At 40.6% G+C, this 12079-nt stretch carries 11 protein-coding genes and 1 pseudogene; 7 read left to right on the top strand and 5 right to left on the bottom strand.

Annotation, left to right across the window (positions count from 1 at the left end):
• Window positions 1–4: 4 nt before the first annotated feature.
• A pseudogene (locus OO773_RS04770) lies at window positions 5–315 on the top strand (acetyl-CoA carboxylase carboxyl transferase subunit alpha); the annotation flags it as partial.
• Here the strand turns inward: OO773_RS04770 and OO773_RS04765 are convergent.
• Window positions 290–451: a hypothetical protein gene (locus OO773_RS04765; protein WP_264828451.1), complete on the bottom strand. Its 162-nt coding sequence runs from the start codon at window positions 449–451 to the stop codon at window positions 290–292. The pseudogene OO773_RS04770 and the gene OO773_RS04765 sit on opposite strands and share 26 nt — an antisense overlap.
• Window positions 452–576: 125 nt before the next feature.
• Between OO773_RS04765 and OO773_RS04760 the strand changes: the two genes are divergently transcribed.
• The 4 genes from OO773_RS04760 (at window position 577) to OO773_RS04745 (ending at window position 3311) form a co-directional block, all read left to right on the top strand.
• Window positions 577–1173, top strand: coding sequence for an outer membrane protein (locus OO773_RS04760; RefSeq protein WP_264828450.1), 597 nt, complete (start codon window positions 577–579; stop codon window positions 1171–1173).
• Entirely contained in the window at window positions 1170–1454 is a 285-nt protein-coding gene (locus tag OO773_RS04755) for an outer membrane beta-barrel protein (RefSeq protein WP_050780163.1), read from the top strand. The genes OO773_RS04760 and OO773_RS04755 overlap by 4 nt, the downstream gene beginning before the upstream one ends.
• 122 nt (window positions 1455–1576) lie before the next feature.
• A complete protein-coding gene (eno, locus tag OO773_RS04750) occupies window positions 1577–2839 on the top strand; it encodes a phosphopyruvate hydratase (RefSeq protein WP_006564163.1) in 1263 nt (420 codons plus the stop codon).
• A complete protein-coding gene (locus OO773_RS04745) occupies window positions 2817–3311 on the top strand; it encodes a shikimate kinase (protein ID WP_006564164.1) in 495 nt (164 codons plus the stop codon). Before eno ends, OO773_RS04745 begins: the two co-directional genes overlap by 23 nt.
• 97 nt (window positions 3312–3408) lie before the next feature.
• On the opposite strand, the gene OO773_RS04740 is transcribed toward OO773_RS04745, so the two are convergent.
• Genes OO773_RS04740 through OO773_RS04730 form a run of 3 tightly spaced genes read right to left on the bottom strand, consistent with a single transcriptional unit; the run spans window position 3409 to window position 7290 of the window.
• Entirely contained in the window at window positions 3409–4287 is an 879-nt protein-coding gene (locus OO773_RS04740; protein WP_064430206.1) for a DNA adenine methylase, read from the bottom strand.
• Entirely contained in the window at window positions 4268–5344 is a 1077-nt protein-coding gene (locus OO773_RS04735; RefSeq protein ID WP_050780164.1) for a DNA adenine methylase, read from the bottom strand. The genes OO773_RS04740 and OO773_RS04735 overlap by 20 nt, the downstream gene beginning before the upstream one ends.
• Window positions 5341–7290 (bottom strand): AlwI family type II restriction endonuclease, encoded by a 1950-nt coding sequence (locus OO773_RS04730; RefSeq protein ID WP_006564165.1) that lies wholly within the window; start codon window positions 7288–7290, stop codon window positions 5341–5343. Before OO773_RS04730 ends, OO773_RS04735 begins: the two co-directional genes overlap by 4 nt.
• A 450-nt stretch (window positions 7291–7740) precedes the next feature.
• Between OO773_RS04730 and pta the strand changes: the two genes are divergently transcribed.
• Window positions 7741–9237, top strand: coding sequence for a phosphate acetyltransferase (gene pta, locus OO773_RS04725; protein ID WP_073115568.1), 1497 nt, complete (start codon window positions 7741–7743; stop codon window positions 9235–9237).
• Window positions 9237–10442 carry an acetate kinase gene (locus tag OO773_RS04720; RefSeq protein WP_176485279.1) on the top strand — a complete coding sequence of 402 codons (1206 nt, stop codon included), beginning with the start codon at window positions 9237–9239 and terminating at the stop codon, window positions 10440–10442. The genes pta and OO773_RS04720 overlap by 1 nt, the downstream gene beginning before the upstream one ends.
• Window positions 10443–10892: 450 nt before the next feature.
• Here the strand turns inward: OO773_RS04720 and OO773_RS04715 are convergent, their stop codons facing one another.
• Window positions 10893–12059, bottom strand: a complete 1167-nt coding sequence (locus tag OO773_RS04715) for a class I SAM-dependent methyltransferase (RefSeq protein ID WP_006564168.1) — start codon at window positions 12057–12059, stop codon at window positions 10893–10895.
• Between the last annotated feature and the right edge of the window lie 20 nt (window positions 12060–12079).

Genomic DNA, 12079 nt, shown 5'->3' with positions numbered 1-12079 from the left:
GTGCCTTAAACGTGGCATAATCTCTATTATTATTGGAGAGGGGGGAGTGGGGGGGCTTTAGCCATTGCTATAGCCGATCGTTTGGCTATGATGGAGTATGCTATCTTTAGCGTCATTTCCCCTGAGGGGTGTGCGGCCATTTTATGGAATGATCCAAGTAAAATTGAAGTAGCCGTTAAAGCTATGAAGATCACCCCTACTGATCTAAAAAAAGCCAATTTAATTGATGATATTATTTTAGAGCCACAGCGCGGGGCTCACCGCGATAAAATCCAAGCTAGCCAGTCTATCAAAAACTACTTTTTAGAGCAATTAGCTGATTAATAAAACTCACAGGGCGGTATTTTTCCTCAAAGGTAAAACGGGGCTTTGTAATATCAAAGTCTGCCATTTCTTTACGGATATAAATTTCTACTTTTTTAGCATTAGCTTGCCCACCTTTTGAACACACTAGAAGCTATGCGAAGGTAGTCTGCGTAGAGTTCTGCACCTATTCCACAATACAAAAGTAGTTTAATTGAATATGGTAGAACTTGCAGGTTAACAGCAGATAGCCAAAAAGCCCTAGAGCTAGCGGTGAGTAAAAGAGTGCTTTATTTATTTAAAGCTTCCTCTATCATTATTGCTAAGGGTGAGGATCAATTAAAACTAAGCGCTGCTAACCAATTTAATACTCTCCTGTTTACTCCCTTAAATGCCGAAAAAAACGGTGTTTTCTTAGAAGGGGGGGTTATCTATTCTAATTTTGAAAGTATAGAAAAAGAAAGCAGAGGACCAGAGACTCTTAAAAACATCGGTTTAGTCCCTATCCTTGTTCCGGGCACAGCCACCATGCAAAAGTCCAATGGCGATCTTTATGGCGCAGATATTATGCTAGGTTATAAACACTTTTTTGGAGCTAAAAAACATTTGGGGTTACGCTATTACGCTACTTTTAGCGGACAGGGAGGTAGTATTTGGCAAAACCAAAACAGTACCCTTGGATACACACAACCTGCAGCTAATCTCTTTTATGGGGTGGGTATGGACATTTTATTTAATCTTTATCAAAAAAACGAGCATAGTTTTGGAGTCTTTATAGGCGCGATGGTGGGAGGGAGTAGCTGGTTAATGGGTAAAAGTGGGCAGTTTGGACAGTGTAGATTTAGCTATTTAGGTCATGTACTACGATGAATGCGTATTATAGCCAACTGGCCCAACAACAAATAAAAGGCACTACAGCCAATTTCTCACCCACCTTTGTACAATTTATTTTTAATCTAGGCTTTAGGGCTCAGTTATCCCGACACAATGGTATTGAATTAGGTGTAAAAATCCCTACAATTGATAATCCTTACTACACCTATTCTAGTCCTAAAGAGAATGCTGCTTGGGGGGTTGCTGGAGCTTCTAAAACAACTATTCGTTTTAGGCGCAATGTAGCAGCCTACTTAAATTATGTGTATCATTTTTAGAATTTTCTTAAATTCTTTTGCTGTACTTGTTTGAGTACAGCTTAATAATTAAGGTTTCTACTCAAGCCATGTTAAAAGCTATTGATCTTTTGCTAATATGCCCCTTTTAAATAAGGAGATTCATGCAAATTTACAAGATTTTAGCCAGTGAGGTATTAGATAGTCGGGGTAATCCCACTCTAAAGGCTAAGGTTATGCTTAGCGATGGTTCTGTGGGTGTGGCCATTGTACCTAGTGGAGCTAGCACAGGCAAGAGAGAGGCGTTAGAATTACGGGATAGCGGTCAGCGCTTTTTAGGCAAAGGGGTTTTAAAAGCCTGTGGTTTTGTAGAGGGGGTGATTCAAGAGGCTTTAGTGGGTTTAGATCCTTATAACCAAAGCCATGTTGATTCTTTATTGCAAAAAATAGATGGCACAGAAAATTATGCGCATTTGGGGGCTAATGCTAGCTTGGGGGTGTCTTTGGCTTTAGCACGCGCCTCTGCTTGCTCTTTACATTTAGCCCTCCATAGTTATTTAGGAGGCATTAATGGCCTGACACTGCCCACTCCTATGCTAAATATCATCAACGGGGGCGCACATGCTAACAATAACTTAGACTTTCAAGAGTACATGATCATGCCTCTTAAGTTTGAAAGTTTTAAAGAGGCTTTACGCGCCAGTGTGGAGGTTTATCACACACTAAAAAACATGTTAGTAGAGGCCAAACAACCCATTAGCGTAGGAGATGAAGGCGGATTTGCGCCCAATTTTAAAAATAATAAAGAACCTTTGGATTGGATTTTAAAAGCCATTGAAAAGGCGGGTTATCAACCCGGTGAACAGATCGCTTTGGCTTTAGATATAGCCAGTAGTGAATTAATGAATCCTGCGGGGCGTTATGTGCTGAGTAGCGAAAATAAAGAACTTGAAGCAAGCGCGCTAATTGAATATTATGACAGACTGCTAGAAAAATACCCCATTGTCTCTATTGAGGACGCTTTAGGCGAGGAGGATTATAGCGGCTGGGCAGAACTAAGCGCTAAATTAGGGCAAAAAGTCCAATTAGTAGGCGATGATCTTTTTGTAACCAATAGCAAACTTTTACAAAAAGGCATTGAGGCTAAACTAGCCAACGCGATTTTAATTAAACCCAACCAAATAGGCACACTCTCACAAACTATTCAAACCATGCACCTAGCGCAAAAGTCAGGTTATGCCTGTGTGATGAGTCATCGTAGCGGGGAGAGTGAGGATAGCTTTATCGCTGATTTTGCAGTAGCGCTTAACACCGGGCAGATTAAAACAGGTGCGCCCACTCGTGGCGAGCGCACGGCTAAATACAACCGCCTTTTAGAAATTGAGGATAGTATAGAAGGCATTTATGCAGGCCCCTCACTCTTTTAAAATTTGGCTCATTGGTTTTATGGGTAGTGGCAAGAGTACTATAGGCGCGCTTTTAGCACAAATGTTAGGCTGTAGCTTTTTAGATACAGATTTACAAATCAGCGCCCAAGAAGGCTTAGAGATTACACAAATCTTTAACAAATATTCAGAAGGCTATTTTAGAAAACTAGAAAAAGAATTAGTCAGTCAAATTAGCCAATTACAAACCCCCTTAGTGATTGCCACAGGGGGAGGATTACCCATTTTTACCCCTATAGAAGTAGGTGTTTTGATCTATCTATGCCTAGATTTTAAAGTTCTTTATACACGCCTAATAAATGATTCTACTCCCCGCCCTCTTTTTAAAACAACAGAACAGCTACACGCCCTTTATCAAAAGCGTTGTAGCCGTTATGACTCTATGGCACACCACCGAATCAATGCCAATCAAAGCCCAGAAAGGGTGATTGCAGATATTTTAAAGCGCTTATAAATCCTTATTAAATTCTGCAACACACTCACCGCCTTCAAAACTAGGGGCTTTATAGCGCTGATGGTAAAACTTCTCATTGCTATAGGCTACCCTCAATCTAGTAGTTTGTAACCAACACTTCTTGGCTTGGGGTGTTTTTATGTTTAGCTTGGTAGCTAGAATTAGCATAGCTGTATGTTAAAGGGTGTATGTGCCACTTTTGTGCCCCACACCACTCTAAAAGCATTTGGTGCTTTGCCCCCTTATGCTCAAGCACATTAGAAAGCGCAAATTTAATACCCCTGTGGCTAACTTTTTGTAAAAAGTGCAATAAATCTAGTTCATCTTCTAAAGACCACCCTCCATTTTCGTTATAATGCGCACAACCTAAGAGATAGGGCGGATCAAGGTAAAAAAAATCATTAGATGACACAGCGTTTAAGTCCATCGCCCTAAAGTCCATGCATGAGAAATAATTCCCCTGTATCCTTTCTTGAAAAAGCTGTAATTTGTGCCTAAGCCTTGTATTAAAATCCCGCTTGCCTACAGGCAAATTAAAAGCCCCCTTGTTATTAAAGCGCATCTGGTTATTAAAAGCAAAGATCACCAACACGAGTAACAATAAGGGCTCTTTGCTATGGTTATAGCTCTCCCTAAGCTTTAAAAACGCTTGCTTATTATGCGCCCCCAAACCTGTGTTAGAAGTGGTGTTATAGTGGGAGTAACCCCATAGACTAGATTGGCTGAGTCCATGTGTAGCGATAATCTGATCAATTTGTTCCTCTAAATTGGAGGTGTTTTGGATATAAGATAAAAGCTCAATTAAGGATTTGTTCTTATCTATGCCTAACACCCTATGTGCCTTGACATTTGCCCCCACATTAAACCCACCACAAAAGATATCATAAAAGGTGTGGATATGGGGCGGAAATTTGGGGAGTATTTGGGGCAAGAGTCTAAATTTACCTCCCGTGTAGTTAAGAGGAGATTGAATCAAGCTTTATCTTAGTCTGTGGATTTCTTAAACTATGCCTAAGTTTATAGGGATCAACAGCGCATAAAAACAGCCGTTCTTGGTGGTTAGTGATAGCAGATTTACCCGCACTAAAGGGGGTACAATCCTTACTAAAGACAGATACCACGCCCTTTTGCCCCAAAATCTCTAAAATGTCAGTATCGCTAATTTTAGTGTTAGAGCGGGGATTGGCGCCATTGGTATTGTTGTAGGAAAAGAGAATATAGCGGGCTTTGAGTGTGTTTATGATTTCTTTGAAGTGTTCTTTGGCATCTTTTAGACAATACTGGCTTCTTAAACTACTTAAATCCATTTTGCCCGCACTTCCAAAGACGGGGGGTTTGGTGTTGCGAGCGATGTTTTCTAAAAAGTGGTAAGCGTTGGCGTATTGGCGCGAGTTGTAGGGGGGGTCTAAATAGACAATGTCGGCTTGTAGATGCTTAGCAAGTACATTAGCGTCCATGTTAAAAATTTGATTATGGGTATTATGGGTATTAACAATGGTTGGCATCCGCAACTCTAAGGATATTTCTAGCGCCCCATTTTTGCGGTAGGCATCATAATGCCCCACGGTGTTAGCGATTCGATCGATGGCATAAATAAGAGAGGTTAGTAAAATAGAGTGTTCCCGCTCATTAATTTCTTTTTCTTTAAGTTTTTGATCTAGATCATCGCGAATAAAGCCCACTTTCTTAAGATTTGCAGCACTTAGATAGGTGTTAGCAAATGTTTGGCTGTAGTAGTTGTCGGCTAAATCTGTAACTTGGTTGTAGTGTGTGAGTAGATGCAAAATCAAGCCCCTATCATAGGGCATATACGAGAAAAAGCATAGATAAGCGTAGTGATTGCACGCCAAAATATCATTAACCACGATGTCAAAGCTTGGGTTAAAATGATGGGCGACAACACCTGTACCTGCAAAGAGATCAGCAAAACTCTTGCAGCCATGTGTATGTGTGCGCACGACCTGCTCTATCAAGCCTAGCATGTGCGCCTTACCCCCCAAATAACGGCGGTTGGATATGCTAAAGGTTTTCATGGCACACATAGGGCTTTTACAGCCTGCCAAACTTCTTTATGCCACTGGTAAGTTATGGGTTTAGGGTTGTTATAGCTGTAGTCTTTAAAAATGGTGGCAATTAATGCCTTGTAGTTGGGCTTTTTTTCTAAGAGGTAGCCAAGTTGCTTGGTATTTAAAGCAAAGATTTTAACCCCATTTGTGCTGATTTTTTGACGGGTATGTTGGAGTTGCGCGTAGGCGCTGGCTCTAAAAAGATTGATGACATTAACATCTAAAGTATCGGCTATGAAAAAAACATAAGACTTACGCCCTTGTTGGTTGTTTTGGGCACTTAAATTTGCACCATGCCTGATAACAGGCTCTAACTCTCCCCGCTTTTGGGCGTTCTTATCCATAAGAGTAACCTCTAGCATGGTATCAAAAGTAGCATGGCGTGCAATAATATCGCCATCTCCACCCGGAGCATGTAATAGGGGCAAGCCATCGGCATCTAGGCTCAATTTCATGCTATCTTGCAAATTAAAGTCCTTACCACTGATTCTATGCCACACAAGAGCAACGATGTATTCAAAGATAGTTGGCACACTAGCGTTATCTGTGGTGATCTCTTGGATCTTTTTATGTTGGCTTTTGTGGCCAAACATACCTAAAAGGGCGCAAAGCTGGCTATCTGTGTAGAGACTCTCTATTTTGGCTTCAAATTGGCGCTCATATTGGTTTTTAAAAAAATCTTGTGTAGAGACTTTAGAGGGGATTTGGCACTTAGCTCTAATACGCTTCTCAAAGCTCTCTAGGGCGTTTTGTTCTAGGTTTAGGATTTGTACTAGGGAAAGGTCTTGATAAAGGCTAAGGGCGTTTGTAGGGGGTGAGAATTGCGCATCTAAGATGATCTGATTTTCAGAACTAAAGATTTCTTGGATCACTTCCCTTTGCTTTAGGCTAACTAGGTTGTTATTAAAACTAATAAGCCCTGAAACTCTAAAAATGCGTATGAGTACATCGCTGTATTCTTGCACTTGGTCGTAATGCCTTGAGTCGCGATATCTTTCGTAGAATTGGCGGTTAAACTCTTCTAAGTTGGGCGCACCAAATAAAATATTATCTTTTCCACTTACAAGCGATTTTACAAACAGAGGTTTGCCAAAACCAAAAGCTTTGATAACAACTTGATTAGAACCGATTGTGTATAAGTTTTCTAGGTTTGTGGGGGTTTTGGCGTTATAAAAGTTTAGGCAAGCTTGGTAAAATTGCCAATAAAGAACTGTTGAATTTTGGCTTTTGCGGTTTTTAAAGTAGATGTTAAATTTTTCTATTTGCATCTTATCATTTGTAAAATGCACCTCTTTACTTTTTATGTGGAGTTGTTTGATAAAGGCATAGATGTCTTGCTTATTCTCTATAACTTTTTGGTAGCCATCAAGGACACTTGTTAATGTCCCTGCGTGTTGCTTGGGCTCTAAACTTAATAAAATCTTACAGAAGTGATCTAGCGGGATTTTGTAAAATCTAAGCAGAAGTACAAGAGCTATGCGGTAAAAATAAATAATGCTCCCATTTTGATGAACCTCTAACTTGAAAAGTTGCCGTAAAAAAGCAACATTATCTTGTTTTAAGCCTAGCAAGGATTCTAAGAAATCTAATTTAATTTCATTGTGTAAAAAGGCTAAACCTGCTGGGGTCAATACCCGCTTATGGTCTATAAAGCCTATTTTAACAAGTGCATTGCTGTAGGTTCTTGCCCGCTTGGCTTGCTCTGCATGGCTAATATCCTTATCTGGTGGTTTAATAAGACCACTTTCTAACACATAGCGGTAAAACATTTCCTGCGACCCGTTGTGTATATCCCACTCTAGGTGTAAATCACATAGTCCCTGAAGTAGGGTTTTATAATCGCCAACGATCTCTTTGCGCCTAAAACTGGTATCGCCAAGGTTAATAGGTGCATTTGGTTTTTTAGTTATCATCTGGAGTTATCTTTTTACCTTGATTGTAGCACACTTGATTGTATCACACTTCTTATATTGCGTTAAAATCCAACCACACCCCCCTTTACTCCAAAAACCATGTAGTTATCCTTTAACTTTGCGTTTTAATCATTTTCTGCAGAAATCCCACCCGTTTTTAGTGGGTGGAATGAATGCTACCATTTTCACCACTTTATGATACAATACCGCATACATCTGTATCTACGGCAGGGAGTGCTAAAAAGTTACGCCTTTGGATATGTGATGCGATTTGACCTGCAAGCGAATGCGTTGGAGATCAAACTCTGTAAAATCCCTACTATAGGGACACAGAGTGAGAACCAAACTCTCCCTACGGGCAACATCAGCCAAGCAAGCCTGAATGTTTTTAGCATTTGGGCACTTCACTTCTGCGGGTTATATATAGTACTTATTGTAAAAGGAAGATGCATGGGTCAAGGAATTTTAGTATATGCACCTTTGGATTTAGAGGAAAAGGCGGTTAGTTTTTTAGAGGCTTTCTTAAAACAACACCATAAAAGCGTGGCGCTATTTACCCCCCCTATTAATGGGAGTGAACAGGTGGTTTTAGAAAGACTTGTTAATGAGGAGGAAGGGGTTTTTACTCAGATATTAGAGGCGTATATTCCCTTAGTTGAGCAACATGACTATGTTTTAGTACTAGGGAGTTGTTTTAATTTTCTAATACATCTGGATAGCCAGATTTATATTAACTTAGCTAGACATTTAAACTTAGCTGTTATACATGTTTTTAGCGATGTTAGTGCTTCTGAAATTAAGCTAGCCAATACTAGTTGGAAACGCGCCGGGTTATGCAACCCTTTAAGCCTAATACAAAAACCTTTAGATACGCCTATCACAGAACCCTATGTGATTGATCTTAACAACCCTCAAGAAGCATTAATTCTTAGAACTCTAGAAACCATCCATACAACTTGTTTAAGCCCCTTGGCCTTCCAACACCAAATTCTAAAGCGCGCTAAAGAAAATGTAAAAACAATTGTACTCCCTGAGAGTGGTGATGTACGCATTCTTAAAGCCGCCCATGCCATTTTACAAATGCAAGCGGCCAAGCTAATTTTATTGGGGGAAAAAGAGCGGGTTAATACGGAGGCTCAAAAATTAAACCTTGATCTTAAAGAAACCCCTGTTATTGATCCGAACAATTCAGAGTATTTAGAGGAATTTGCCCAAACCCTCTTTGCCCTGCGCCGTGCCAAGGGTCTTAGCCTAGAGCAGGCAAAAGATTTAGTCAAAACCCCTACTTATTTTGGAACACTTCTTGTACACATGGGCCATGCCGATGGCATGGTTTCTGGAGCCACCCACACCACAGCTGATACCGTGCGCCCAGCCTTACAAATCATCAAATTAGCCCCGGGTAATAGCCTTGTCTCTAGTGTGTTTTTCATGTGTTTACATACAAAAGTTTATATTTTTGGAGATTGTGCGATCAACCCTAACCCTAACAGTGAGGAGTTAGCCCAAATTGCTATCACTTCGGCCAAAACGGCTAAAAATTTTGGCTTTGAGCCTAAAGTGGCTTTGCTTTCTTATTCTAGTGGCGCTTCAGGCAAAGGCGCAGATGTGGATAAAGTAGCCCAAGCCCTGCAAATAGCTAAAAAAACAGACACTACCTTACTCATTGATGGTCCCCTACAATTTGATGCTAGTGTCGTTCCTGCTGTGGGTGCTAGAAAAATGCCCGGAAGTTTAGTCGCCGGACAGGCCAATACGCTTATTTTCCCCGATCTAGATGCGGGTAATATCGCCTATAAAGCCGTACAGAGATGTGCCCAAACTTTAGCCATTGGACCGGTTTTACAGGGTCTTAAAAAACCGGTTAATGATTTGAGTCGCGGTTGTTTAGTAGAAGATGTGATCAATACAATTATCATGACAGCCATTCAGGCACAGGGGAATTAATGCGTATTCTTGTACTTAATGTTGGGAGTTCCTCTATCAAGTTCCAACTTCTTAATATGGAAAAACACATGGTGCTTGCTAAGGGCATTGTTGAACAAATTGGAGAAAAGCAAAGCCATATTAGCATTAGTACTAGCGGACATATACACAAAACAGAGGGCTTACACATCAGCAACCACGCTGAGGGCTTATTGCAAATGCAGGATAGATTGCAAAGCATGGGGGTTTTGCGTAGTTTAGCCTATGTAGATGGGGTGGGGCATAGAATTGTGCAAGGGGGGGATTTATTTATAGAACCTACGCTAATCACCTCTGAAGTTATGGGGCATTTAGAAAAGCTTTGCCCCCTAGCACCTTTGCACAATCCAGCCCATATAGCTGGGATTAAAGCCTTGCAAGAACAAGTACCTAATTTGCCTCAAGTGGCGGTGTTTGATACGGCTTTTCACCAAAGCATGCCTAAGCATGCCCACTTATACGCTTTGCCCTACTCTCTTTATGAGGAGCATCGCATACGGCGCTATGGTTTCCATGGAACTTCCCATCATTTTGTGGCTAAAGAGGCGGCTAGGTTTTTACACATTCCTTATTTAGAATTTAACGCGATTTCTTTACACTTAGGCAATGGGGCGAGTGTGTGCGCGATTAAAGAGGGAAAAAGTGTGGATACTTCTATGGGATTAACCCCGCTAGAGGGCTTGGTAATGGGCACGCGCTCAGGGGATTTAGATCCGGCTTTAGTAGAATATATCGCACAGGTGAGCCAAAAGAGCCTTAAGGAGGTAATTAGCATGTTAAATAAACAAAGTGGGCTTAGAGGGCTTTGTGGGGATAATGACATGCGAGCTATTGATGCGCGCATTGAGGCCGGAGATGAGCGGGCTAAACTAGCCTTTGAAATTTATGCCTACCGCATTAAAAAATATATCGGGGCTTATGCCTTTGCTTTAGGGCGGCTTGATGCGTTGATTTTTACCGGAGGTGTGGGGGAAAACTGCGCGAGATTACGGGCTTTAGTGTGCACAGGATTAGAAAACTTTGGGTTTTATTTAGATCAGAAAATCAATGCTAATCCTAGACCGGGCATTGCGCTTTTAAGTGAGGCGCATAAACTGCCAATTTTACGCGTACCCACCAATGAGGAATTAGCCATTGCTCAGGATACAGTGCAAGTGGTTTCTAAGTATAAGTACCATTGTCTATAGTTTTAAGCAGAAACTATAGGTTTTTTAAGTGAAGTTGAACCGGCTTTAAAAGATTAAAGTCTTTAGTATTTGGGTACTTCACTATTTAAAAAGTGGCAAAAGCGCTACATTTAGGTTGTTGCTTGGGCTACAAAACTTTTAAGCTTTAATCATTTTCTGCAGAAATCCCACTCATTTTTAGCGGTGAGATGACAGCTAGCTTTTCTACTATTTTGTAGTGCAACACCCACATACATCCCCTCTCATGGCAGGGAGTGCTAAAAAGTTACGCCCCAGATTGATGCGATTTAACCTGCAAGCGAAGCTTTTTGGATGTTCAAACTCTGCAAAATCCCTATCATAGGGATACAGAGTGAAAACCAAACTCTCCGGCAACATCAGCTAAGCAAGTCCAAATGTCTTTAGCATTGGGCGCTTCACTCCTGTCTTTTAATTTTAGTTGCGCTGTGTTTAACTATAGATATAGGCATGGGTTAATGGAATGGTGTTATCCACGCTATTAGTTAATAAAAGTTGGTACAGATCCACACTACCCACTCTAAAAGCAGAGGCACAACTTCTTAAATAAAGCGACCACATGCGCACAAAACGGGCATCATACATTTTAGTGATCTTCTCTTGTTGGTTTAAAAAGTTTTGATACCAAATATCTAGGGTCTTAGCATAGTGCAGGCGCAAACTTTCGGCTAAAACTAAGTGAAAATCGCTTTCACTCACAACAGAGATCACCTCCCGTAAAGAGGGCAAATACCCGCCCGGGAAAATGTACTTATCAATCCAGCTATTTGTTGTGCCCTCAAAACAACATAAAATAGAGTGCAATAAAAACATGCCCCCTACTTTTAAAACTTCCTTGATTTTCTTAAAATAAAAAGGCAAATTATCCTTACCCACATGCTCAAACATGCCCACACTCACAACTTTATCAAACCGGTAACGCATGCCATCTAAATCTTGGTAGTTTAAAAGTTTAATGGTAACCCGATCCTCTAATCCCATATCCTTAACCCGTTTACTAGCGGCCTTAAATTGCTCATTAGAGATTGTAATGCCCATGACCTCCACATTGTATTCTTGAGCGGCTCTAATAGAAAGATAACCCCAGCCACAACCCACATCTAAAAGCTTTTCGCCTTGTTTAAGGTCTAGTTTTTTAAGGGTATGATCGAGTTTTTGGATTTGTGCTTGTTGCAGGCTATCTTCTTCTTTTTTAAAATAAGCGCAAGAATAACTCAAGGTTTCATCTAACCATAAAGCATAAAAATCATTGCCTAGATCATAATGGCTTTTAATATTAGAGCTCTCTTTACTTGCTTGTTGTACGGGCATGGCATTATCGTGTTTGTGTAGGTGTGTATAATTGGTCTGTAGATACAAAACCCGCATCAGCTCATCCATTGACCCCTCAATTTCAACTAGACCGTCCATATAAGCCTCTGCGACGGTTAAAGACATGTCTTTTTTAATATCACTCATCTTAAATGGCCGTTTGATATTGATAGTAACTTGTGGTGTCTTTGTACCGTTTTGATACACCTCTTTATCCCAAAAAACTACCCGATAATCCCCATTTTTCCATTTTTTAAACATGGACTTTAGAAACATCTTAGATAGCATGCATGCCCTAGTTTATGGTT

The organism is Helicobacter suis HS1 (assembly GCF_026000295.1).
GTDB classification, from domain to species: Bacteria; Campylobacterota; Campylobacteria; order Campylobacterales; family Helicobacteraceae; genus Helicobacter; species Helicobacter suis.
This window is presented reverse-complemented; position numbering and strand designations above follow the sequence as displayed.

Excerpts from the sequence above, each read along its gene's own strand:
- OO773_RS04755 (WP_050780163.1), top strand. The coding sequence starts at position 1,170 with ATGAATGCGTATTATAGCCAACTGGCCCAACAACAAATAAAAGGCACT.
- eno (WP_006564163.1), top strand. The coding sequence starts at position 1,577 with ATGCAAATTTACAAGATTTTAGCCAGTGAGGTATTAGATAGTCGGGGT.
- OO773_RS04745 (WP_006564164.1), top strand. The coding sequence starts at position 2,817 with ATGCAGGCCCCTCACTCTTTTAAAATTTGGCTCATTGGTTTTATGGGT.
- OO773_RS04735 (WP_050780164.1), bottom strand. The coding sequence starts at position 5,344 with ATGAAAACCTTTAGCATATCCAACCGCCGTTATTTGGGGGGTAAGGCG.
- OO773_RS04730 (WP_006564165.1), bottom strand. The coding sequence starts at position 7,290 with ATGATAACTAAAAAACCAAATGCACCTATTAACCTTGGCGATACCAGT.
- pta (WP_073115568.1), top strand. The coding sequence starts at position 7,741 with ATGGGTCAAGGAATTTTAGTATATGCACCTTTGGATTTAGAGGAAAAG.
- OO773_RS04720 (WP_176485279.1), top strand. The coding sequence starts at position 9,237 with ATGCGTATTCTTGTACTTAATGTTGGGAGTTCCTCTATCAAGTTCCAA.
- OO773_RS04715 (WP_006564168.1), bottom strand. The coding sequence starts at position 12,059 with ATGCTATCTAAGATGTTTCTAAAGTCCATGTTTAAAAAATGGAAAAAT.